The following is a 23,996-nucleotide window of genomic DNA, read 5'->3' on the forward strand; positions in this document are numbered from 1 at the left end:
TCTTTTTTCCGGGCTGGCCGTCCGCCGGGGTGAAGGGGTAAAGTGCCGGCGACATGAAGCGCGCCGGTTTAGCGTTTTTTCTCTCGACGATGAGCCTGTTCTCCGCCGGGGCCTGGGAAATCCGGTACAGCCCGGTCCATCCGTCCATTGACCAGGAGATCCTGATCGAGATCCGCGGCGCGACGCAGGGCGCGACGCTGCATTGGGGCGTGAACGCGGTGGGTATGATCTGGGAGCAGGCCATTCCCGAGTATCGCCCGCCGGGTTCGGTGCTGGAAGGGATCGCGACGCGCACGGAGATGGAGGGCCCGGACGAGCGCGGCGTGCTGCGGGTCCGGCTTGGGCCTTTCAACAACACGAACCAACTCATCCGCGCGCTCAACTTCGCGATCCAGTGGAAGGACGGGACCTGGTCGAACAAGGACGAGAAGAACTACAACATTCCCGTTTCCTTCGGTCGCATCGAGGCCAGTCCGGAGGAGCCCACGATCAACGACCGCGTGGTCGTCCGCGTACGGCGCAGCCGCCCGGGCGGGCTGCTGCGCTGGGGCGTGAACGCGGAGAACCAGTTGTGGAGGCCGCCCCTGAAGGGCTACGGGCCGGCCGGCACGTTCGCCACGCCGGACGGGCTGGCCGTCGATACGCCCCTCGGCCGGCCGGACAGCAACGGGGTGTCCTCCGTCGTGCTCGGGCCGTTCAACCGCGCGGAGCAGGTCGTGCGGACGCTGCACATGGCCGTGCACTGGGGCGACGACTGGGACACGGACGCGGGCCGCAACTACAACGTGGAGATTTCGCTCCGGACCGGCGAGGAGGCCCCCGCGGTCCGCCTGATCTCCCCGCAGGACGGGGAGGTCATCATCGACAATCCCCTGGTCCAGCTCCAGGCCGAGCGCGCGGACCGGGCGGAGATGTGGCTGAACGGACGCTCCATCGCGTCGGTCGGCGAGACGCCGTTCGAGCTCAAGATCCCCTTCCGCCAGCTCAAGTACGGCCGGCACCAGCTCACGGCCCGCGCGGAGCGCGAGGGGCTCGTGGGCATGGAGGAGATCTTCTTCTGGAAGCTGCCGCCGCACCGCGTGGAGAACCTGCCGCAGGGCACGCCGTGGGGGCCGACGGTGAACGCGGACGGCACGGCGACGTTCACCCTGCACGCGCCGGGCAAGCGGTTCGTCTCGCTGGTCGGCGATTTCAACGGCTGGGACCCGTACGCGGACATGATGATCGCCTCGCCGGACGGCACGTGGTGGCTGACGCGGCCGCTCTCGAACGGGACGCACCGCTACCAGTTCTGCATCGAGGGCCGCCGGTTCCTGGCCGACCCCTACGCGCGGGACGTGGAGTGGAAGGACGAGTCGGGGCGCGAGGGGCACGAGCCCTGGCACGCGCGCGCGGTGCTGGAGGTCGGGCGCGCGCCCTTCGCGTGGGCGGCCACGAACTACACGCGGCCTCCGCTGGACCAGCTGGTGATCTACGAGTTTCACATCGACGACCTGGCGCCGGGCGGCGGGTTCACCGGCGTGATCGCGAAGCTCGACTACATCCGCGGCATGGGCTTCAACGCGATCGGGCCGATGCCGTGGATGGAGTTCACGGTGGATCGCAGCTGGGGCTACAACCCGGCGTTCCACTTCGCGCCCGAGTCGGCCTACGGGACGCCCGACGACTTGAAGCGGCTGATCGACGAGGCGCACCGGCGGGGCATGGCCGTGATCATGGACGCGGTCTTCAACCACATGGACCGCAACTCCGCGCTATACCAGTTGTACGGCGCCGACTACGACGCGAGCCCCTATTTCCGGATGTTCCGCGGCGAGAACTGGGGTTTCCCGGACCTGGACCAGTCGTCGCGCGCGTTCAAGCGCTACGTCGCGGACGCGATCGGCTACTGGCTGACCGAGTACCGGGTGGACGGCATTCGCTTCGACGCGACGCGCTTCGTCGAGTGGGAGGGCTACAACGACTGGGGCGCGGGCTGGCTGGCGTGGGCGGGGCGCCAGGCGGACCCGGGCAGCTACATGATCGCCGAGCACATCCCCTCCGATCCCGACCTCGTGAACCGGACGGAAATGGACACGACCTGGCATGACGCCTTTCGCTGGGTGGTCCGCTACGCCGTGGAAGAGGCCCGGCTGAACCGCGCGGAGCTGGCGCGATTGCTGGACCCGGTCCAACTGGGATTCACCAACGCGGCGCAGCGGATCGCCTACACCGAGAGCCACGACGAGGAGCGCGTGATGCGGGACCTGCGGCGCCGGGGCTATTCGAAGGACGAGGCCGCGCGCCGCGCGGTGCTGGCGCTGGCCGTGACGCTGACGGCCCCCGGGCCCGCGATGGTCTACGCGGGGCAGGAGATCGGCGAGGACACGCCGAAGACCGTCGGCTCGAACCCGCTCAACTGGCAGCGCGCGGAAGGCTGGTTCGGCCGGCGCGTGCGGAGGCTGCGGGACGAGGCGCGGGCGCTCGTGACGCTTCGGACCACCCATCCGGCGCTGCGCTCCCCCGCGGTCAAGATGGAGACACAGGGACTCCCGGAGGATGTGGCCGTGTACACCCGCGGCGAGGGCGGGGCCGCCGTGGTGGTGGCCGCGAATTTCGGACGGAGGGATCGCCGTGTGACGGTGACGCTGCCGGGCGCCGGGCCGTGGCGGGATGTCCTGCTGCAGAGGCCCGTGGCCCCGTCCCGCGGCCAGCGGATCACCGTCACGCTGGAGCCCGGGACCGTGGGCGTGTGGGCGACCGACCTGGTCCTGGCCGCGGCGCCGTGAAGGCCCCGGCGCTTGACCTTTGAGGTGTCCGGGCGTACGTAAGGCTGGTTCATGAAGACCTCGTTTCCATACGGCCGTTGGGCCGCCCTGCTGATCCTGGCCGCGCCGATGGCGGCGTCCGGCTGGGGCGGGCGCCTGCACATGGACATCAGCCGTGCGGCCGCCCGCGCCGTGCCGGAGGAAATGGAGGGCTGGCGCAAGTACGCGAAGTTCATGGCGTCGCACAGCATCCAGCCGGACCTTTGGAAGGGTTTTGATTCCACGGAGGACTCTCGGCATTTCATCGACCTGGAAAGCTACGCGCCGCTGTCCGCCACGAATCTGCCGCTGGACCGGGCGGCCGCGGAGGCCCGGTTGGCGGGCCAATCGAAGCCGCACGGGTACGTGCCCTGGGTGATCCTGGATTTGCAGGCCCGGCTGACTGCCGCCATGGCCGCCGGCCAGTGGGTGGAGGCGACCCGGATCGCCGCCGCCCAGGGCCACTACGTCGGCGATCTTCACCAGCCGCTGCATACCACGGAGAATTACGACGGCCAGCACAGCGGCCAGGGCGGCGTCCACCTGCGCTGGGAGGTGGGCATGCCCAACGAGTACTGGCGGAGCGGCCTGATGCCCGAGGCGCGGGTCGACTATGTCTCCAACCTGTGGCCCGCCATCCTGGGCTGGCTCGACCAATCGCACGCGCGCATCCCGGAAGTTCTTGACGCCGACGACCAGGCGGCGCGGCAGACCGAATTCAACGTGGAATCCCGCGCCTACTACTTCCACCTCTGGCAGGCGTCGAGCAACCTGTTCATCGAGCAGACCCATCTCGCCGCTTGCCGTCTCGGGAGCCTCTGGTACACGGCCTGGGTGGACGCCGGGCGTCCCGCGATCGATCCTCCGCCCGAGACGCTGTCCGAAGCTTCCATCTGGAAACCGGCCTCGCCGGCGGGCGAGCACGCCTCGTGGCCCTTTCTCGTGGCCTTCGGCGTCATCGCCCTCCTGGTCGTTCTTCTAAGCCTGCGCCGCCGTCCGGCCCCGCCCATTCCGTCCCGGTCGGTTTGAATCCGGCGTGCAATCGCCGCGGCCGCGTATACACTGGCGCCGTGAAGACGCTGCTGGTCACCTCGCGGGTCACGTTCGTCCCCGGGAACTACGACGCGCTCGTCGCGGGGCTGGCGACGTGCCCGCAAATCGGCGGACTGGTGGTGCTCGATAACCGCAGCGCCAAACTCCTCTCCAAGGCCGTCGGCCTCATCCTTCTGGGCGCGCCCCGTATCGGCCGGACCCTGCTCCGGAACTGGTTCGGCCCCTCCGCCCGCCGCCGCCGCCGCGCGTACGCCGAGACCGGCAAGCCGGCCTGGACTCTCCCGACCGTCAACTCGCCTGACGCCGTCAACCTGGTCCGCGAGCAAGGCTTCGACCTTGTCCTCAACGCCCGGACGCGATTCATCTACAAGGCCGACATTCTCGCCGCGCCGCGGCTCGGGTGCATCAACATCCATCACGGCCTGCTCCCGGAGCAGCGCGGCACGATGTGCGACCTGTGGGCGCTCTTCGATCGGCGGCCCGCCGGCTTCTCGATCCATGTCATGACCCCCGAGGTGGACGCCGGCCCCATCCTCGCCCGCGAACAGGTCTCCGACGGCTCTGACCGCGATTACCCCGCCTACCTGCTCAAGAGCAGCCGCCGGGAACGGGAAGTCGTGACGGCGCTGCTTGAGTCCATATCGCGCGGCGGGCTTCCCACCGGCATTGCAAACAAAGCCAGCCCAGGGCTGAATATGTTCAGAAGCCCCACCTTTCAGCAGATCAGGGTGATTAGGCGGCGAGGTTTGAAAATATGAAGAAGTCCTGTGGTGGCGCTTCTGCGAAGCGCCGCAGCGGAACGGCATGAAGCTTGTGAGTGGTAACATGGCCAAATCAAATCCCCTTCGCATCGGCCATCAGCCCGGCCGGACGCCGTTGAACAACGTGATCAGCTACATCGAGCGGCATCGCGCGGCGTTCCCGGACCGGCCGGCGCTGCGCTGGGTGGAGGCGGCGGATCGCGCGGCGTGGGACGGCCGCCCGTCTGCGCGCCTGCCGCATAGGGACATCTCCTTCGGCCGGTTCGCGGAGGGTATCGATCGCGTCGCGGCCGGGCTTCGGGAGCTTGGGCTTCGGCGCGGCGACCGGGCGATCATCTTCCTGCCGATGGGCGTGCTTATGTATACCGCCCTGTTCGCCGTGCAGCGGCTCGGGGCCATCGCGGTTTTCCTCGACTCCTGGGCGCGCCGCCATCAACTCGGCGCGAGCGCGGCCTGCGTGCAACCGAAAGCCATGATCAGCCACCGCTCGGCGTTCGACCTGGTCGCCGGCCTGCCGGAATTCGGCGGGCTCGATATCCGGATCGTCGCGGGGCCGGGTGCCGACGCCCCGTTCACGGCGCGGCTGGAGGACCTCGTGCAGCGCGCGGGATGCGTCCCCGTGGAGCCCGTGGAGCCGGAGGACACCGCCCTCGTCACGTTCACCACCGGCAGCTCGGGCGTGCCCAAGGGCGCGAACCGCACGCACCGGTTCCTCTGCGCGCAGCACGAGGCGCTGGCCTCGCTCCTGCCCTACGAGCCGGCGGACGCGGACTTGCCGGCCTTTCCGATCTTCTCGCTCAACAACCTGGCCTGCGGCGTGACCACGGTCATTCCGGCGCTGGATCTCGCCGCGCCCGGCCCGCGCGATGCCGCGGCGCTCGCGGCCCAGCTCCTGCACGAAGGCGTAACCTGCGCCACGCTGTCGCCCTCGATGCTGGTCGGCGCGGCGCGGTTCTGCGCGGAATCGGGGATCGAGCTCGACGGCCTGCGCCGCGTGGTCACCGGCGGCGCGCCGATCAGCCGGGACAACGTGCGCGACTGCCTGCGCATCGCGCCGCGCGCGGCGTGCTGGGTGCTCTACGGCTCGACCGAGGTCGAGCCCATGGCGCACATCGAGGCCCGCGAAATGCTCGCGCTCCCGGCGAATCCCGATCCCGAGATCGTCGAGGAAGGCGTCAATGTCGGGCGCATCAGCCCGGAACTGGAATACAAGTTCATCCGGATCCGGCACGGCCCGATCGACCTGAAGGAGGAGGGCTGGGCGGCGCTCGAGGTCCCGGCCGGCGAGGTGGGGGAGTTCATCGTCACCGGCGACCACGTCTGCCGCGACTACTTCAACAACGAGGAGGCGTTCCGGCGGGCCAAGATCGTGGACGGGGGCGGCCGGGTATGGCACCGGACCGGCGACCTGGCGCGCCTGGACGCGGCGGGGCATCTCTGGGTCGTCGGGCGCATCCACAACGTCATCGAGCGCGGCGGGCGGCTGTGCTTTCCCGTGCGCGCGGAGATGCTCCTCCAGCGGCTGCCGTTCGTTAAGCAGGCGGCCTTTCTCGGGCTGCCCGATCCGGCGCTCGGCGAGCGCACCGCCGCCGTCGCGGCGCTGGACCCGGCGAAGAGCGGCGAGACTGGCGCGCGCGCGGAGATCCTGCGCCTTTTCGCGAAGAACGGCATCCCGGTGGACGACGTGTTCTTCGTCGAGTCCATCCCCATGGACCCGCGGCATCATTCGAAGGTGGAATACGACATGCTGCGCAAGCAATTGGAGGGCGGAGCTCCCGCGACGCCGGAATCGAGAAACGGTCTCGCAGGAGCTCGACCCTCCAGTAAATGACCCCATGAATTTATTGCCCCAACGCAAACAGCCGGCGCACCCGACGCCTCTCGTCATAACGAATCAACCGGTCATTGTGTTCATGACGGCGTGCGTCAAGGGCAAGCGGCCGTTGCTGGCGAGCGAAGTTGCGCATCGCCTGTTGACCGAGTCGTGGAAAAGGGCGGATCTCTGGCGGGTCGGGCGTTATGTCATCATGCCCGATCATGTGCATCTGTTCTGCGCCCCGGCGGATATTGAATGCCGGGTGCGCGACTGGACAGGCTATTGGCGAAACCTTGTGACGAGGTCCTGGCCGTGCGCGTCGGATAAACCGATTTGGCAACGCGACTTCTGGGACACGCAACTACGGCGGGAAGAAAGCTATAATGAAAAATGGGAATATGTGCGCAACAATCCGGTGCGTGCAGGATTAGTGCAAATGCCCGAAGAATGGCCGTACGCGGGTGAATTGAACGTGTTGAGATGGTAATTGGAGGGCGGAGCTCCTGCGACGCCGGAACAGAGAAGCGGTCTCGCGGGAGCTCGACCCTCCAGGAAGAAGCGTGAAACAGGGTCCTGGAGGGCGGAGCTCCGCGACGCCGGAACAAAGGAATGTGAAATAAGAGAGCAAATGACTTCAGAATCGCCCAGCCTCTTCCGCGCATGGATGATGTTCATCCGCGAGCGCTTCCCGCCGGCGGCGAATGCCGTGATGGCGTTGTTTTTCTCCCTGGGCAACGCGGCGGTGGCCGCGCGACTGGCCGGGATTCCGTTTCCGCTGGCGCGTTGGAACATTGCGGCGGTGGTGACGGTGCTGTTCTTTTTCCGGCTGCGCTGCTTCGACGAGATCAAGGACTACGCGACGGATCTGGAGTTGAACCCGACCCGTCCGCTGGCGCGCGGGCTGCTGACGTTGCGCCAGGTCCGGATCATGTTCGGCGTGGTCACGGCGGCGGAGTTCCTGCTCGTCGCGCCGCTGGGCCTCCCGGCCCTGGCCGCGCACGCGGCGGCGGTCGCGTACAGCTACCTGATGTACCGCGAGTTCTTCGTCGGCGCGTGGCTGCGGCCGCGGCTGACGCTCTACGCGGTCACGCATACCGCGGTCTCGATCCTGCTCGGCTGGTCCATCGCGGCCCAGGTCCTCGGCCCCGCGCATGGGAAGTTCCCGGCGGCCGGGCTGCTCTTTGGGCTCGTAAACTGGATGCTGTTCAACGTGTTCGAGTTCGGGCGCAAGACCTTTGCCCCGGCGGAGGAAAAACCGGGCGCGGACAGCTACTCCTCGCTGTTCGGGCCGTGGGGTGCGGTGGCGCTCTGCATGAGCCAGGTCGGGATCGCGCTGCTGGTGCTGCATCGTTTATTTGGCGGTCCGGTCCCGCAACTCGCGCTGGCGGCGGTGCTGCTGGCGGCGGGCCTTGTCTACGCGGCGCGGCCGACGCGGGCGACGGCGCGCGCCTACCGCGCGGCGTCGGGTGTATACTTGATCCTTTTCTACCTGCTGGTTGCGGTCCAGGCCTGGCCGGGAGGTTGATCGATGCTGGTGACGCCACAATCCGTGGAATCGTTCGCCCGGCGCGAGGCCGGCGGCAAGGGCTTCAACTTGTTCCGGATGAGCGGCCTCGGCTTGCCCGTGCCGGAATGGGTCGCGCTCGGCCGAAGCGCCTTCGATCGGTTCGCCGCCGGCGGGCTGCGCGGACGGATCGAGGATCTCGTCGCCACCCTCGAGCCGGAGGAAGCCGCCGCCCGGATCGAAGAGCTGATCCTGGCCGAGCCCCTGCCGGCGGAAGTGGCGGATGAGGCCGCGCAGGCCTGGGCGCGCGTTTCGGATGGCGGCGCGATTTCGGTGCGGTCCTCCGCGGCGGACGAGGACGGGGCGGCCCACTCGTTCGCCGGCCAGCTTTCCAGTTTTCTTTACGTCACGAGCGCCGAGAACGCCGTCTTGTGCCTGCGCCGCTGCTGGGCCTCGGCGTTCTCCGCGCGGGCGCTGGCCTACCGGCGCGAGCGCGGCCTGCCCGCCCGCGGCGTCGGGATCGCGGCGATCTTCCAGCGCATGGTGGACCCGAAGGTGTCCGGCGTGCTCTTCACGTGCGACCCGGCGGCGAAAGACCCGTCGCGCTACGTCGTCAGCGCCGTCTACGGGGCGGGGGAGGGCCTGGTCTCCGGCGCGCTGGACGCGGACACGACCTGGCTGGACGCGGCCACGGGCGCGCCCGCGCGCCGCGTGATCGCGCTGAAGACCGAGCAGTTCCGGCGCGGTCCGTCGGGCGAGTGCGCGCGCGAGGCGGTGGACCCGGACCGGCGCGAGCAGCCGTGCCTGGACGACGCGCGGCTGGCGGAGCTGTACCGGCTGGGCCGGACGCTGCACGACTACTTCGGCCGGCCGCAGGACATCGAGTGGGCGCTGGCCGGCGGACAACTGTACCTGCTGCAAACCCGGCCGGTCACGACGATCGAGGAGAGCACGGAGGGCTACCCGAACCTCTGGGACAACTCGAACATCGTCGAGAGCTACGGCGGGCTGACCCTGCCGCTGTCGTTCTCCTTCGCCCTGCGCAACTACCGCGGTGTCTACGTCCAGTTCTGCGAGGTGCTTCGCGTGCCGCGCGAGGTGATCAAGGACATGGAGCCGACGCTCGCCCACATGCTCGGCTGCGTGAACGGGCGAGTGTTTTACAACCTGTACAACTGGTACAAGCTCGTCGGCGTCCTGCCGGGCTTCCGCCGCAACCGGGAATTCATGGAGACCATGATGGGCGTGCGCGAGTCGCTCGCGCCGGAGATCGCGGATCGCATCCGCCCGCACCCGTCGTGGACCACGCTTGCCGGGCGCTGGCGGCGGCTGGTGACCGGCCTCTCGTTCCTCGCCCACCACTTCCGCATCCAACGCCTCGTGGACCGGTTCCTGCGCGACTTCGATCGTGAGTACCGCGAGTTCCGGCGCCGGCCCTACGACCGGATGCGCAGCGACGAGATCCTGAACGCCTACCTCGAGATGGAGCGGCGCATGATGAGCCGCTGGAAGGCGCCGATCATCAACGACTTCCTCGTCATGGTGCACTTCGGCCTGTTCCGGAAGCTCACCGCGCGCTGGCTGGGCGACACGGACCCGAACCTCCAGAACGACCTGCTGGCGGGGGAGGGGCACATGGAGAGCGCCGAGCCGACGCGCCGCCTGATCGCACTCGCGGGCTGCGCCGCGGCGCAGCCCGAGCTGCGCGCGCTGATCGAGCGGACCCCGGAGGCCGACCTGCTCGAGGCGCTGAATCAAAGCGCGTTCAAGGAGTTTTTCGGCGAGGTGCAGGATTATCTGGACCGCTTCGGCTTCCGCTGCATGAACGAGATGAAGTTGGAGGAGCCGGACCTCTTTACCGATCCGTCGTTCTTCTTCGCCTGCCTCAAGAACTACCTGCGCAGCGGCACGACCGACCTTGCCGCGCTCGACCGGCGCCGCACCGAACTGCGCGAACGCGCCGAGGCGCTCGTGGCGGAGCGGCTGGCCGGCTGGCGGCTGCGCCTGTACCGCTGGTCCATGAAGCACGCGCGGAAGGCCGTGCGCAACCGGGAGAACACCCGCTTCGCCCGCACGCGCGTCTACGGCGTCGCGCGCTCGATGTTCCAGGCCATGGGCGAGGACCTCTGCGGGCAGGGTCTCCTCGATCGGCCGCGCGACATTTTCTACCTGGAATTGGACGAGGTCTCCGGCCTCCACATGGGCACGCTGACCGCGTATGACCTCAAGGCCCTCGTGGCGCTGCGGAAGAAAGCCTACGCGGAATTCGCGGCGGCGGAGCCGATGACGCGGTTCCAGACTCGCGGTCCCGTCTACCGGCACAACCGGTTCCTGGCGGAGCCCGAGGCGCCGGATCGGCCGGCGGACGGGAGCGCCGACCTGCGCGGCCTGCCGTGCTGTCCCGGGGTGGTGGAGGGCGTGGTCAAGGTGGTCAACGCGCCGGGCGACGACTTGAAGCTGAACGGGGAAATCCTCGTCGCGCCGCGGACGGACCCGGGGTGGGTGCCTCTCTACCCCAGCGTGTCCGGGCTGCTTGTCGAGCGCGGGAGCCTGCTGTCGCACTCCGCCATCGTCGCGCGGGAGATGGGCCTGCCGGCGATCGTCGCCATTCGCGGCCTGACCGCGACGCTCATGTCCGGCATGCGCGTCCGGATGGACGGCCAGGCTGGGACCATAGAAATCCTTGAGAATACTTAGGTGAGGCATATCCCCTTCGCTCAAGCCGGCAGAACCCCGCCAGCTTGCCCGGCGGGTGAACGAGTTTGGCGGCCAGCAGGATGTTGGCCGTTGAAAGAGAAGAAAAATGTGTAAGGTTTTGAGCGGTTAACCGAATCGGCCGCATATTTGCAATCAGCAGGGTCGTAGGTTATTTTTCCGGATACGAGTCCCTCAACGTGTCGGGAAAGCAACAAAAACAGGAGAAGCAGAAGATGAGTAACAAGTGGTTCGTGTTTGCAGTCGCAGCCATGTTGGCGGGTTCGGCATTTGCCGCTGACAAGGAATCTGGCGGAGTTACCCCTAATCTGGACAAGGGAACCAAGGTTCTTGAAGGCGCAGGGTTCATCAATGTGATGGGAGATGAATTACAAATTCAGCTCGCCTACGGCCAGTTCGTCGCTGACGGAATCGAAGTGGCCCTGCTCGCTGGATTACGCGACAACGATGCCTACATGAGCACCGAGTTGGGAGTCCGTGCCGAGTACAACATCGTCCTTGATTCGGCCCTTGTGCCATTCCTGGGCGCCGGCGTGGTCTGGGCCGATGCCGAAGCCGACGATAGCGATATCGACACCGACGCCGCCGTCTTTTCGGTTGGTGGTGGCGTGAAATACTTCATCCGCGACGACGTCGCTCTTGCCGTGGACGGCAGCTACCTTATTGCCACGGATGATATTTTTGTCGATAGTGAAGAAGAAGAGGTGCAGGATGACGAAGTCCGCATCCTCTTCAGCGTTCGCTTCTACTTCGACTAGTCGATATTCCGCTTGTCAGTTTATTCGTTTCGGCCAATGGGCTGCTGCGTACTGGCGACCCGCAGACGGCTTGCCAGTCCGCAGAGCCCTGACGATGCCCGCCTTTTTTCTGCTTTTGCCCCTGGGCGCGTTGACGCGCCAGGGGCAGAACCGAGAGTCCGCGCCCGTGGTGGCCAGACCTATTCACCTGCGGCGCAAGGCCGCAGGGGTTTTACAAGGATAGGAATTTTATTGTTTTCTCATGGTGACATCATGATGCGTCGGCATCTTGACATCACGCCGGCGCGCGATTAAGCTGTCATCATGAGAACGACGCTTTCTATTGATGACGACGTTTTATCCGTCGCCCGGGCCATCGCGATGGAGAAGAATCAGCCTCTCGGACAAGTCGTTTCAGACCTGGCGAAGAAGGGCCTGCGGCAAGACCGCCTCACGGTGGTGGCGGATGGCTTTCCGGTCTTCCGCGTAAAACACGGGACCCGTCCCATTACCCTGAAGGACGTGAAGCGCGCGGAGGATGAGCCGTGAGGCCCGCGCTGCTGGACGTGAATCTTCTGATCGCGCTGGCCTGGCCTTCGCACGTGCATCATGAGCCGGCCCATCGCTGGTTTGCCGGCAACGAGCGGTTCGGGTGGGCCACCTGCCCGCTGACCCAGCTCGCCTTCGTCCGGCTTTCCTCGAACAGCAGGATCATCGAAGACGCCGTACTCCCGCAGGAGGCGCTGGCCGTCATGAAGCGCATCATCCTGCTGCCGCATCATGTCTTCTGGACGGATGATCTTGATCCTTCGGCCCTGGCCGATGGGCCGTTCGCCCGCATCGGCAGCCATCGGCAGGTGACGGACGCCTACCTGCTGGCGCTGGCGGCCGCCCGCCAAGGCCGCCTGGCCACGCTGGACCGCGGCATGGCGGCCCTGGTGCCGTCGGATTGGAAAGCGGAAGAGGTCTTGACCGTAATCGAGTAGGAACAGAAGCGGATGCGGAGGGAGGCGCGCCATGCCGGCCCCAAGAAAAATCGCGGGTGACATCCTCAAGCAGCTTCTCGCCGGCGGGAACGCCGGGGACGAGGTCCATCGGCTGGCTCCCCGGCCGCCGGACAAGGATCCGTTGCCCCCGCACGTGCCGCACGGTAACGATCACACGGCCACGGGACTGGAAAAACGCCGGGCGTTTCTGAAGGAGCAAGGCCTGCGGATCGACAACCTGTCGGGCCTGATTCCCGACCCGGCGCCGGAATCGTTGGCGGGGCACGTCGAGAACTTCGTCGGTTACGCGAAAGTCCCGGTGGGCGTCATCGGGCCGCTGCGGGTCAACGGGGCGCACGCGCACGGCGATTTTTTCGTGCCGCTCGCGACGTCCGAGGGCGCCCTGGTCGCGTCGTACAACCGCGGCGCGTACGTGATCAGCCAGTCCGGCGGCGCGGCGGCGATGTGCCTGACCGAGAGCGTGTCGCGATCGCCCTGCTTCGCGTTCCGCTCCCTGGCCGACGCGGGCCTGTTCCTGGCCTGGGCGCTGCCGCGCTTCGAGTCGTTCCAGAAGATCGTGGCGACCACGTCCGGCCACGCGCGGCTGCTGGACCTACGGACCGTGATGCTGGGCAAGGAACTGTACCTGATTCTCGACTTCACCACGGGCGACGCGTCCGGGCAGAACATGGTCACGCTCGCGGCCGACGCGCTGGCGCGGCGCCTCGTCGCCGAGTCGCCGGTGAAGCCGGAGCACTGGTACGTCGAGGGCAACCTTTCCGGCGACAAGAAGGCGACGATGCTCTCGTTCCTGTTCGCCCGCGGGAAGAAGGTGGTCGCCGAGGCTGTGATCCGCCGGGACTTGCTGAAGAAGGTCATCCACGTCACGGTGGACGAGATGCTCGCGGGCTGGCAAGTCTCCGTGCTCGGCGGTATCCAGAGCGGGGCCATCGGCGCGCAGGGCCATTTCGCCAACGCCCTGGCGGCGCTGTTCATCGCGTGCGGGCAGGACGCCGCCTGCGTCGCGGAGGCGTCGGTGGGCCTGACGCGGATGGACAAAACCGCGGACGGCGACCTGTACGTGTCCATCAGCCTGCCGAACCTGATCGTCGGCACGGTCGGCGGCGGGACGACGCTGCCCGGCGCGCGGGAAGGTCTGGCGATGCTGGGCTGCGCCGGGGAGGGCGGCGCCCGGAAGTTCGCCGAGATCTGCGCGGCCACCGCGCTGGCGGGCGAGATATCGCTGACCGGCGCGATCATTGCGGGCGAGTTCTCGCAGGCCCACGCGCGATACGGGCGGAAACGCAAGGCGGAGAAGCCCCATGCCGGATGACCTCGCGCAGCGCGTGCGGCTCGACTTCATCCGCTACGCCAACTGCTGGGAGGATCCGCGCCTCCTGTTCGAGGCGCTTCAGCCCTCCGGCAAGCGGATCCTGTCCATCGCGTCCGGCGGCGACAACAGCCTCGCGTTGATCGGCGAGGGGGCGGAGGTCGTCGCCGCCGACTTGAGCCGCGCGCAGCTCGCCTGCGTCGAGCTCAAGATCGCCGCGATCCGCGAGCTGGACGACGCGGCCTTGTTCGCCTTTCTAGGCCTGCGGCCCTCGGCGGACCGGCTTGCGGTTTATGATAACAAACTGCGCCCGCGCCTTTCCGAAAACGCCGCCGCGTTCTGGACCGGCCGTCCCGGTGACGTCGCCGCGGGCCTCATCCACGCCGGCAAGTTCGAGAACTACTTCCGGCTTTTCCGGACGCGCGTGCTGCCGCTGATCCACGGGCGGCGGACGGTGGCGGCGCTGCTCGAGCCCCGGGACGCGGCGGGCCGCCGGGATTTCTATGACCGGCGTTGGAACAACCGGCGCTGGCGCTGGATGTTCCGGCTGTTCTTCAGCCGGCGGGTCATGGGGCGCTTCGGCCGCGACCCGGAATTCTTCCGTTACGTCGAGGGCTCCGTCGCCGACCGCATCCTGCGGCGCGCCGAGCACGCCCTGGCCGTTCTGCCGACGCACGACAACCCGTACCTGGAATACATCCTCACCGGGAATTTCGCCCGCGCCCTGCCGCCGTACCTCGAGCCCGCGCGCCTGGCGCGCATCCGGGCTCACCTGGACCGTCTCGCGCTGTTCGAGGGCCCGGCGGAGGAGGCTCCCGGCGGGTTCGACGGATTCAATCTCTCCGACATCTTCGAGTACATGCCGCCGGACCTGGCCGAGGCCGTGTACGGGAAGTTGCTCGACAAGGCGCACACCGGTGCGCGGCTGGCCTACTGGAACATGCTCGTGCCGCGCGCCTGCCCGGAAAAATTCCGGCCGCGCGCGGAGGCCTTGGACGACCTGGCCGCGCGTCTGTTCGAGCGGGACCGCGCGTTCTTCTACCGGCGATTCGTGGTCGAAGGAGTGCGGGCATGACGTGGCCATTGCACAGCGATCTCATCGGGGCTCTCGCTTTCGGCGTCCTGTTCCTGCCCGTGCTGGGCGCGGCGGAGTGGATGCGGCGGCGCGGCGCGGGCGGGGAGGCCACGCGGAAGGTCGTGCACGTGGCGGGCGGGCTGTTGAGCCTGGCCCTGCCGGGGCTGGTCCGGTCGCCCGCGACGGTGCTCGTCATGACCGCGGCGCTTTCGTTGCTGTTCCTCTGGGCGAAGCGGCACGCGGCGCTGCGGAGCCTGCACGGCGTGGCGCGGCGGACGAGCGGGACGGAATATTTCCCGCTGGCGGTGTTCCTCGTCTACGTCGTCACGTACGGCCAGTACTGGCTCTACGCCTGCTCGATGCTGGTCCTGGCCGTCGCGGATGCCTGCGCGGCGCTGATCGGATCGAAGTACGGCCGGCACCGGTACGAGGTCGAAGACGAGGCCAAGAGCCTGGAAGGATCGGCCGTCTTTCTCCTGATCGCGTTCCTGGCGCTGTGGCTCCCGATGGAACTGATGACCGGCCTGCCGCCCGTCGTGTGCGCGCTGTCGGCGCTGCTGGTGGCGGTGCTGGTGACCGGGTTCGAGGCGGTCAGCATGGGCGGGGCGGACAACTTGTTCATCCCGCTCGGCGTCGCGGTGATCCTCTCCAAGATCACGACCAAGCCGGTCGCCGAGATCGTCTACCAGAACATCAGCCTCCTCCTGTTGGGCCTGGGGATCGCGTGGGCGGCGCGGCGGACGCCGTCGTTCAACGCGGGGGGAACAATCCTGTTCGGCCTGTTCGTCTTCGGCGCGTGGTCCCTCGGCTCGGAGCGGTGGGCGCTCCCCGTATTGGCGGCCTTCATGGTCTACGCGGGGGCGCGGACGTTCATCCCCGGGCCCCGCGGGGCCCCGGCGCGTGTACGGGTGCGGGTCCTGTTCCGGGTGCTGGTGATCCCGCTGCTCCTGCTGGTGACGGGCAACATGGTGCGCCGCGGCCCGCAGTTTTTCCCGCCGTTCGCGACCGCGATGGCGGTCGTGCTGGCCTTCGGATTGTGGAACCACGTGCTGTGGGCGTGGCGGCCGGCCGGAATCCGGCGTCGCGCGCTTCTATTGCTCGTGGCCGCGATCGCATGGGCCGTGGAAATCGTGCCGGCCGGGCGCTGGCTCCCGGGGGGCGCGCAGATGCCCGGCCTGTGGCTTCCGGCGGGATTGGTCCTGGCCGCGTGCGCACTGGACGACGCCCTTCTCGGGCCGGGGCCCTCGTTCGACGGCGAGCGCGCCTGGCCGGCCTGGCGGCTTGTTCTCACGGCCGCGGCGGGCGCCGCCGTGCTGCTTGCGCCGCGGGGCCCGGGTTGAGGCGTCAGGGGGCCAGGGCCAGGCGGACGATTTCTTCGACGGTGGTTTTGGGGCCGACGCCGGAGAGGATGTCGCGGACGCGTTTCTGGGCGTCGGCCTGCTTGTAGCCGAGGGAGACCAGGGCCAGGATGGCGTCGCGCAGGCGCGCGTCCGGTTCGCCGGCCGCCGTCCCGGCGACGGCCTCGAGGGCCTCGCCCGCGGTGAGTTTGTCGCGCAATTCCACGACGATGCGCTCCGCGGTTTTCTTGCCGATGCCGGACACGGAACTCAACCGCTTCACGTCGCCCTGGGCCACGGCGGCCTTGAGGTCGCGGACGGAGAGGCCGCTCAAGGCGGTCAGGGCCAGGCGCGGGCCGATCCCGCTGACGCCCATGAGCAGGAGGAACAGGCGGCGCTCCTCGTCCGTCGCGAAGCCGTACAGGGCGTGGAGGTCCTCCCGCACGTGGTCGTAGGTCAGGAGCCGCAGGGGTTCGCCGGGCGCGGGGAGGCGATCGTAGCTGCTCAAGGGGATGAAGACCTCGTAGCCGACGCCCTGCACGTTGACCACCACGCGGGTCGGATCCTTTTCGACCAGCCGTCCCTCGAGGAAGGTAATCATGAAAAACTCCTAGCGCACCATTTCCAGCTGGTCGCCCCGCCGGGCCCGGCCCTCGAGGAGGGTGGCGTGGGCGGAGACCGGCTTGACCTCGACCACCTGCAGGCGCCCGACGATTTTCCCGGGCACCGATTCCAGTATGTTCCCGGTGACGGGGTCGGTGATTTCGCGGCCCTGCTCGCGGACGACAAACCGGTCGCCCGCGCGCAGGCGGGCGTTCGCCCCGCCGTTGATCACCACGTATTCCTCCCCCGCCTCGGCCACGCGGGGCTCCCAGGCGACGGGCGGCAGTTCCTTGAGGATGCGGCGGACGGCGTCGCGGAGGGCGGCCTCGGTGGCCCGGCCCAGCGGCGTGCGGAAGAAGGCCTCGCCGCCGAACGAAACGTTCTTATAGCGCCCCTCGCCGCCGCCCCCGCCGGCGGAGACCGACTGCGCGGCGCGGACGGAGGCGATGATCTCGCCCGACTCCACGTCGGAGATGTGCATGACGATCGAAACGCGGGCCCGGCTGCCGCCGCCGAACAGGCGCAGCCACGAGGACCCGCCGCCGGCCGCCGCGCGGCCCGTTTCGGTGAAGTCGGTGACGGAGCCGCGGACGAGGTAGCGCGCGTTTTTCAGGCGGCCCTTCACGACGCGGCCCTCCGCGCGGAACAGGTCGGTGCCCTGGCGGAGGATCTCGCCGACGACGGTGTCCAGGTGCTGTCGCTCGAGGACGGTGACCCGGCCGGAGTCCAGGAGCAGGGCGGTCAGGAGGTCGGCCATGCCGCTGCCGAGGTTCCAGCGGCCGGAGGCGTTGGAGAGGTTCTCGAAATCGGTGACGGCGACGACGGGCTGGATCATCCGCTGCCCGGCCGGCGCCCGCCGGGAGATCAGCGGGCCGGACGAGGGGGCGCGGCAGGCGGAGAGCCCGAGGCTTGCGACGAGGCCGGCCACAAGGTATGCGGAGCGGGCCATGACCTCCCCGGTTTTACTTCAGCGCGAACTCGCGGACGGAGCGGAGCATGTCTTCGGGGTAGAACGGCTTGTGGAACAGTTTCTTCACGTTGGGGAACTGCTTCATCTCCTCCTCGTCGAAGTCCGGGAACCCGGCCATGACGATGACGGGGACCTTGATGCCCTCGGCGGCCATGAGCATGAGCAATTCGGCGCCGTTGATCCCCGGCATGCGGATGTCGAGGAGCATCCCGCGGCACTTGGGATCGCGGAGGTGCTTGTAGGCGGTTTCGCCGTCGTAGGCGACCTGGACTCCGTAGCCCTCGTCCTCCAGCATAGTCTTCAACAGCTGGGTCAGCACCTTGTCGTCGTCTACCACCAGGATCATGTTGTGCTATCCTCGCTGCCGATTCTATCCCGCGCGCGGGCGTTGTCACGCGCGGAATACGGGAAAGCGATCGGCGATCCTGCCTGGCGCGCCGGGTTACGGGGCCGGCGTCGCCGCCGGGGCGGGCTTCCGGCTCGCCTTGGCCTTGAGCTTGAGCCTTTTCGCGCGGCGCAGGCGGGCTTTCCTTTTAACCGTGACTCTGTGTTGTTGTCCCATGGGCCGCGGCTTGTACCAGAAGCCGCCCCATCGAGTCAAGCCGCCGTCGTCTTTTTTTGCGGCGGCTCTTGACGAAATGGCCCGGATGGGAAATATATAGTCGCCTCTTGCGCCTATAATAGGCCGTATTATGGCTTGAAACGGGGAGTTATGGGAAAAACGCCTGTCAAATCCGCCAAAAAAGACAGTCATCGAGCCGCCGCGCCGCCGCGGGATGCCGCCCGCGGCGAAGCCGGCGGGGGCGGTGAACTCCAGATCCGGGTCAACCGTGAGGAGCGCAGCGCCAAGATCAAGGGCCTCATCAAGCTGGCCGGCGACCAGGGCTACCTGACCTACGACGATGTCAACGAGGCCCTGCCCGAGAGCGTGATCAGCCCGGACGAGTTTGACGGCATTCTCATCCTGCTGCGCGGCATGGATATCGAGGTGATCGAGGAGGCGGACGAGCAGCGCTTCAAGAGCCAGATGGAAAAGGAGGAGCGCGCCCGGCTGACCCAGCGCGTCGACGTCCTGGACGATCCCGTCCGCATGTACCTGAAGCAGATGGGCCAGGTGCCGCTGCTGACGCGCGAGCAGGAGGTGGAAATATCGAAGCGCATCGAGGAGGCCGAGCTCAACGCGCGCAACCTTTTCAACCGGTTCGGCTTCGCGTGCGGCGCCTACCTGGGCGTGGCTGAACGGTTGGAGAGCGGCAAGGAGCGCTTCGACCGGATCATCAGCGACAAGCACGTCGAGAGCCGAGAGAAGTATCTCAAGCGCCTGCCGGGCCTCCGCAAGGCGATCCTCAAGGATGTCGCGTCCATGCGGAAGAAGTTTGTCGCCGGGCAGAAGGTCAGCTTGAGCAAGACCGCCCGCCAGCGGATCCAGAAGACCGTCGAGCAGTACCGCGAGCGGCTGGCCGCCCAGTACGAAAAGCTCTATTTCAAGCAGAAGGCGGTCGAGGATTTCGTGACCGTCGCCGACGAGTGCCAGCACCGCTTCAAGGCCTGCCAAGACGCCATTGCCCGGCAGGAGCGCGTGGCCAGGAACAAGGGGCGCTCCGACACGTTGCGGCAGGAGCAGGCGCGCCTGAAGAAGCTCGAAGAAGAGCAGGGCTTGGCCACCGCGGACTTTGTCCAGGCTTACCACGATCTCAAGACGTGGCTGCGCAAGGGGTTGCGGGCCAAGGCCGAGATGGTGGAGGCCAACCTGCGCCTGGTCATCAGCATCGCCAAGAAATACACGAACCGCGGCCTGTCGTTCCTGGACCTGATCCAGGAGGGCAACATGGGCCTGATGAAGGCCGTGGAGAAGTTCGAGTACCAGCGCGGCTACAAGTTCAGCACGTACGCGACGTGGTGGATCCGCCAGGCCATCACCCGATCCATCGCCGACCAGGCGCGCACGATCCGCATCCCCGTGCACATGATCGAGACGATCAACAAGCTGATGCGCATCCAGAAGCAACTCGTGCAGGAGTTCGGACGCGAGCCCACGCCGGAAGAAGTGGCCGAGGAGATGAACCTGCCCGTCGACCGGGTACGCGCCGTGCTCAAGATGGCCCAGCAGCCGATCTCCCTCCAGAGCCCGGTGGGCGACAGCGAGGACACCCACTTCGGCGACTTCATCGAGGACAAGTCCGCGGAGAACCCCTCCGAGATGACCGCCTTCAGCCTGCTCAAGGAGCGGCTGCAGGAGGTGCTCAAGACCCTGACCGAGCGCGAGCAGGAGGTCCTGACGCTGCGGTTCGGCCTGGCCGACGGCTATTCGCGCACGCTCGAGGAGGTCGGCCGCAAGTTCGCCGTCACCCGCGAGCGCATCCGGCAGATCGAGGCCAAGGCCCTGCGGAAGATGCGCCACCCGACCCGCCTGCGCAAGCTCGACGGGTTCCTCGAATTCCCGGATTGACCCGGCGGCGGAATATCCTGCGGCGCAAATTGTAGTGGACAAATACCGGCCCCTGTCGAAACTGTGGCCTGAAAGGAGCTCGTCATGAGCACATGCCCCATCCAGAAAATCGTCAAGCGCGATGGCAACCTGGTGGACTACGACCGAGACCGGATCGCCACGGCCATCTTCAAGGCCGCCGCGTCCGTGGGCGGCAGCGACCGGGCGACCGCCGAGAGCCTGGCCCTTAAAGTGGAGCAGGACCTGGTCCAGGCCTATGGCTCCAAGGCCACGCCCTCGGTCGAGGATATCCAGGATATCGTCGAAGCCGTCCTGATCCGCGAGGGGCACGTCAAGACCTCCCGGGCGTACATCATCTACCGCCACCAGCGTGCCCAGGCCCGGGCGGCGCGGGCCTACGCGTTCGAGACCTCGGACAACATCCCCTACAAGAAGATTTACGAGGTCCTGCGCTGGAACATGGACCACGGCTGCGAGACCGTCGACGGCCTCAACAAGATCATCACCGATGGCAAGCTGCCGGACCTGGTCGCGGCCTGCGAGAAACGGTACAGCGACGAGGTCGCGCGAGGCGCGGAGGCCATGCTGGCGCGCCTGCCCGAGATGCGGCTGGTCATCATTGCCGGCCCGTCGTCCTCCGGCAAGACCACGACCACCATCAAGGCCAGCGAGCGCCTGAAGGCCGCCGGCGCCGAGCTGGTGGCCATCAACCTGGATCACTATTTCTTCGACCTCGAGATGCACCCGAAGGACGAGTTCGGGGACTACGACTACGAAACGCCGCAGGCGTTGGACCTCCCCCTCATCAACGAGCACCTCGCGGCGCTGCTGGCCGGCAAGACCATCAAGACCCCGCACTACGACTTCAAGACCGGCAAGCGCAAGCTCGACGTGCACGAGATGAGCCTGAAGCCCAACCAGATCCTCATGATCGACAGCCTGCACGGTCTGTACGGCGAGATGACCAAGAGCATCGAGCCGAACCGGAAGTTCAAGCTCTACATCGAGACGCTCGGCCAGGTGCGGACCGCGGACGGCACGTTCATGCGCTGGGCCGACAACCGCCTGCTCCGGCGGATGATCCGCGACAGCTGGCACCGGAACCTGCAGCCGCTCCAGACGCTCACACACTGGCACTACGTCCGGCGCAGCGAGATGAAGAACATCGTGCCCTACATCGGCACCGTGGACTACCTCGTCAACAGCGCCCAGCCGTTCGAGCTGCCGATCCTCAAGCACAAGCTCTTCAAGTTCTTCCCGGAGGCGTTGAAGCTCTACAAGGACGACGCCAAACGCCAGGATGCCTACCTGCGCGCCAAGCGCGTGCACGAGTTCTTCACGCCCCTGACGGCCGTGGCGGACGACTCGGTCGTCCCTTCGAAGTCCCTGATCCGGGAGTTCATCGGTGGCAGCGAGTACCACTACTGACGCGGCCGGCAGTCTTGTCGAGGCGTTCCGGGCGGCCGCCCGGGCCACCCCCGACGCCGTCGCGGTGTTGTTCGGCGGCCGCGCCACGACTTACGCTGCGCTGGAGGCCGGGACCGACCGGGTCGCCGCGGCCTTCGCGGCGCGCGGGGTGAAGCCCGGCGACCGCATCGGATTGTATTGCATCAACTCGGACGCCTTCGTCATCGCCTACTTCGGCATCGTCAAGGCCGGCGCCGTGGTCGTGCCGATCAACCTTCTGCTCAATCCGAAGGAAATCGCCTTCATTCTGGACGACGCCGGCGCGCGGGCGCTGATTTATTTCGAGGCGTTCGCCCAGAACGTCCAAATCCTCAAGCCCCAGGTCCGAAATCTCGAGTGGACTGTTTGCGTCGGGGCGCAGAATCCGTTGGGCGATATCCCCTTCGCCTCCTTGCTGACGGCCGAGGGGCCGTGTCCACGGCCGCCCGTGAACGCGGCGGAGGACCTGGTTGCGATCATCTACACCTCGGGCACGACGGGCCGGCCGAAGGGGGCCATGCTGACGCACCGGAACCTCGTGAGCAACGTGCGCAGCGTCCATGCCGCGCTGCGCTTCGAGCCCGGCCGGGATGTCGTGCTGGTGGTGCTGCCGATGTTCCACGCCTTCGCGGCGACCGCCGCCATGCTCTCGCCGCTGCTGGCCGGGTGCATGATCGTCCCGCTGCCGAAGTTCGACCCGGCGCAGGCGTCCGAGGCGATCCGCGCCTCCGGCGCCACGCTCTTTATGGGCGTGCCAAGCATGTTCAACCTGCTGCTCCGGCTCCCGCCGGAAGACACGGCCAAGCTGGCGTCGCTGCGGTTCGCTGTCTCGGGCGGCGCGGCGATGCCCGTCGAGATCATGCGCCAGTTCGAGGAGCGGTTCGGCAAGGTGGTCTACGAGGGCGACGGCCCCACCGAGTGCTCGCCCGTGACCTGCGTAAACCCGATCGGCGGGCGGCGCAAACTTGGCACCGTCGGCCTGCCCGTGCCCGGCGTCGAGATGAAGATCATGGACGGGCAGGGGCGGGAGCTTCCGCGCGGGCAGATCGGCGAGTTATGCGTGCGCGGACCCAACGTAATGAAGGGCTACTGGAGGCTGCCGGCGGAGACCGCGGAGGCGTTCTTCGGCGAATGGTTCCGCACCGGCGACCTGGGAACCGAGGACGAGGACGGCTACTTCTCCATCGTGGACCGTAAGAAGGACATGATCATCGTCAACGGGATGAACGTGTATCCCCGTGTCGTCGAGGAGCTCTTGTACAAGCATCCGGCCGTCCGCGAGGCCGCCGTGATCGGCGAGCCGGACGACCTGCACGGCGAGGTGCCCGTGGCGTACCTCTCGCTCAAGGAAGGCGCCGCGGCGACCGAGGCGCAGGTGCGCGCGTTTTGCCGGGAGAGCCTCGGCCGGCATGAAATCCCGCGCCGGGTCGTGTTCCTTCCCGACCTGCCGAAAAACGCGGCGGGCAAGATCATGAAACGCGAACTGCGCAAGGACGGCGAACGCGAAAGGGGCGTGCCGTGATGGATCACAAGCTTCGCGACACCCTGGCCCACGTGGCGCCCTTTGCCGCGTGGATCGCTTTGATCTACCTCCCCGGTTCGCCGTCGGGCTGGACCTACGCGGCGCGCGCCCTGGTCGGCCTGGCGCTCTTCCTGGGGCTCCGCCCGTGGGGCGGCTATGCCCCATTGCGGGTTCGGAATCTGCCGCTGGCCGCGGGAGTGGGCGTCGCGGTCTTCGCGGTCTGGATCCTGCCCGAGACGAAATGGGCGGCTCAATGGCCGGCCTTGCGGGAGTTCTACCTGAAGTACGCCGTGCTTCCCTGGGGCCGTCTGCCGGAGGTTGTTTCGCCGCCGCCCTACGCGCCGGAAACCTGCGGCTGGCCGCTGACCGTCGTCCGCCTGCTCGGGTCGGCCGTCATCATCTCCTTCATAGAGGAGTTCTTCTGGCGCGGCTTCATATACCGGTGGATCACCGCCCGGGATTTCCGGTCGGTGGACCTGGGCGTTTACGTCCGCAACGCTTTCTTCATCACGGCGCTGCTGTTCGGCCTGGAGCACGACCGCTGGCTGGTCGGCATCCTGGCCGGACTCGCCTACGGGGCGCTGGCGATCCGGACCCGCGACCTGTGGGCGGCCGGCATCGCCCACGCGATCACGAACTTCCTGCTGGGCCTCTACGTCGTCGCGACGGGCCAGTATGGATTCTGGTAACCGCGCTCGCCGGCCGGCGGCGCGATCCTCCCATTCCTCCCGGACGTGTGGCGCCCGGCGTGCGTCCTTTCTGCGCGCGTTCAACCGGGTCCGAGCGCCGGCGGGCGGCGGGATGCGGCAGGGCGTAGGGCGGGCGGAGCGCCCCGCGATGCCGCATCCGGCGGGACGGCCCCGCAAGCGGGCCCCTTCTGGCGTCGGGCTTGTTCCGCGATGGGCA

20 protein-coding genes are annotated in these 23,996 nt (G+C 67.6%); 17 read left to right on the plus strand and 3 right to left on the minus strand.

The genetic code is table 11. The features are described from left to right. Positions 1-53: 53 nt before the first annotated feature. The 13 genes from KA248_00345 to KA248_00405 all read left to right on the plus strand — a co-directional run bounded on the left by KA248_00345 (position 54) and on the right by KA248_00405 (position 16,103). Positions 54-2,768: a DUF3459 domain-containing protein gene (locus tag KA248_00345; GenBank protein MBP7828342.1), complete on the plus strand. Its 2,715-nt coding sequence runs from the start codon at positions 54-56 to the stop codon at positions 2,766-2,768. Positions 2,769-2,819: 51 nt separating this feature from the next. Beyond that, positions 2,820-3,815 carry a hypothetical protein gene (locus KA248_00350; protein MBP7828343.1) on the plus strand — a complete coding sequence of 332 codons (996 nt, stop codon included), beginning with the start codon at positions 2,820-2,822 and terminating at the stop codon, positions 3,813-3,815. 41 nt (positions 3,816-3,856) lie between these two features. Continuing rightward, positions 3,857-4,597 carry a hypothetical protein gene (locus tag KA248_00355; GenBank protein MBP7828344.1) on the plus strand — a complete coding sequence of 247 codons (741 nt, stop codon included), beginning with the start codon at positions 3,857-3,859 and terminating at the stop codon, positions 4,595-4,597. 67 nt (positions 4,598-4,664) lie between these two features. Further along, complete coding sequence (locus KA248_00360; GenBank protein ID MBP7828345.1) at positions 4,665-6,431, plus strand: AMP-binding protein; 1,767 nt, start codon at positions 4,665-4,667, stop codon at positions 6,429-6,431. A gap of 4 nt (positions 6,432-6,435) precedes the next feature. Beyond that, positions 6,436-6,903, plus strand: coding sequence for a hypothetical protein (locus KA248_00365; GenBank protein ID MBP7828346.1), 468 nt, complete (start codon positions 6,436-6,438; stop codon positions 6,901-6,903). 141 nt (positions 6,904-7,044) lie between these two features. Then, positions 7,045-7,941 carry a manganese transporter permease gene (locus KA248_00370; GenBank protein ID MBP7828347.1) on the plus strand — a complete coding sequence of 299 codons (897 nt, stop codon included), beginning with the start codon at positions 7,045-7,047 and terminating at the stop codon, positions 7,939-7,941. Positions 7,942-7,944: 3 nt separating this feature from the next. After that, positions 7,945-10,617: a phosphoenolpyruvate synthase gene (locus KA248_00375; GenBank protein ID MBP7828348.1), complete on the plus strand. Its 2,673-nt coding sequence runs from the start codon at positions 7,945-7,947 to the stop codon at positions 10,615-10,617. Positions 10,618-10,850: 233 nt separating this feature from the next. After that, positions 10,851-11,393 (plus strand): outer membrane beta-barrel protein, encoded by a 543-nt coding sequence (locus tag KA248_00380; protein ID MBP7828349.1) that lies wholly within the window; start codon positions 10,851-10,853, stop codon positions 11,391-11,393. A gap of 303 nt (positions 11,394-11,696) precedes the next feature. Next, complete coding sequence (locus KA248_00385) at positions 11,697-11,921, plus strand: antitoxin (protein ID MBP7828350.1); 225 nt, start codon at positions 11,697-11,699, stop codon at positions 11,919-11,921. After that, the gene (locus KA248_00390; protein MBP7828351.1) at positions 11,918-12,358 is read left to right on the plus strand and encodes a VapC toxin family PIN domain ribonuclease; all 441 of its coding nucleotides are present in this window, start codon (positions 11,918-11,920) and stop codon (positions 12,356-12,358) included. The genes KA248_00385 and KA248_00390 overlap by 4 nt, the downstream gene beginning before the upstream one ends. Before the next feature lie 31 nt (positions 12,359-12,389). Further along, positions 12,390-13,691: a hydroxymethylglutaryl-CoA reductase gene (locus KA248_00395; GenBank protein ID MBP7828352.1), complete on the plus strand. Its 1,302-nt coding sequence runs from the start codon at positions 12,390-12,392 to the stop codon at positions 13,689-13,691. Beyond that, the gene (locus KA248_00400; GenBank protein MBP7828353.1) at positions 13,681-14,763 is read left to right on the plus strand and encodes a DUF3419 family protein; all 1,083 of its coding nucleotides are present in this window, start codon (positions 13,681-13,683) and stop codon (positions 14,761-14,763) included. The genes KA248_00395 and KA248_00400 overlap by 11 nt, the downstream gene beginning before the upstream one ends. Next, the gene (locus KA248_00405; GenBank protein MBP7828354.1) at positions 14,760-16,103 is read left to right on the plus strand and encodes a hypothetical protein; all 1,344 of its coding nucleotides are present in this window, start codon (positions 14,760-14,762) and stop codon (positions 16,101-16,103) included. The genes KA248_00400 and KA248_00405 overlap by 4 nt, the downstream gene beginning before the upstream one ends. 4 nt (positions 16,104-16,107) lie before the next feature. Here the strand turns inward: KA248_00405 and ruvA are convergent, their stop codons facing one another. Genes ruvA through KA248_00420 form a run of 3 tightly spaced genes read right to left on the minus strand, consistent with a single transcriptional unit; the run spans position 16,108 to position 18,019 of the window. Further along, positions 16,108-16,701 carry a Holliday junction branch migration protein RuvA gene (ruvA, locus tag KA248_00410; GenBank protein MBP7828355.1) on the minus strand — a complete coding sequence of 198 codons (594 nt, stop codon included), beginning with the start codon at positions 16,699-16,701 and terminating at the stop codon, positions 16,108-16,110. Positions 16,702-16,710: 9 nt separating this feature from the next. Further along, positions 16,711-17,652, minus strand: a complete 942-nt coding sequence (locus tag KA248_00415; protein ID MBP7828356.1) for a hypothetical protein — start codon at positions 17,650-17,652, stop codon at positions 16,711-16,713. Positions 17,653-17,665: 13 nt separating this feature from the next. Next, complete coding sequence (locus KA248_00420) at positions 17,666-18,019, minus strand: response regulator (protein MBP7828357.1); 354 nt, start codon at positions 18,017-18,019, stop codon at positions 17,666-17,668. Positions 18,020-18,385: 366 nt separating this feature from the next. Between KA248_00420 and rpoD the strand changes: the two genes are divergently transcribed. From rpoD to KA248_00440, 4 genes are all read left to right on the plus strand, one after another. Then, complete coding sequence (rpoD, locus tag KA248_00425; protein MBP7828358.1) at positions 18,386-20,122, plus strand: RNA polymerase sigma factor RpoD; 1,737 nt, start codon at positions 18,386-18,388, stop codon at positions 20,120-20,122. Positions 20,123-20,206: 84 nt separating this feature from the next. Then, complete coding sequence (locus tag KA248_00430) at positions 20,207-21,550, plus strand: response regulator SirA (protein ID MBP7828359.1); 1,344 nt, start codon at positions 20,207-20,209, stop codon at positions 21,548-21,550. Then, on the plus strand, positions 21,528-23,090 hold the full coding sequence (locus KA248_00435) for a long-chain fatty acid--CoA ligase (GenBank protein MBP7828360.1): 1,563 nt from the start codon (positions 21,528-21,530) through the stop codon (positions 23,088-23,090). Before KA248_00430 ends, KA248_00435 begins: the two co-directional genes overlap by 23 nt. Next, positions 23,087-23,779 (plus strand): CAAX prenyl protease-related protein, encoded by a 693-nt coding sequence (locus tag KA248_00440; protein ID MBP7828361.1) that lies wholly within the window; start codon positions 23,087-23,089, stop codon positions 23,777-23,779. Before KA248_00435 ends, KA248_00440 begins: the two co-directional genes overlap by 4 nt. Positions 23,780-23,996: the final 217 nt, after the last annotated feature.

Source organism: Kiritimatiellia bacterium, from assembly GCA_018001225.1.
In the GTDB taxonomy this organism is placed as follows: domain Bacteria; phylum Verrucomicrobiota; class Kiritimatiellia; order CAIQIC01; family JAGNIJ01; genus JAGNIJ01.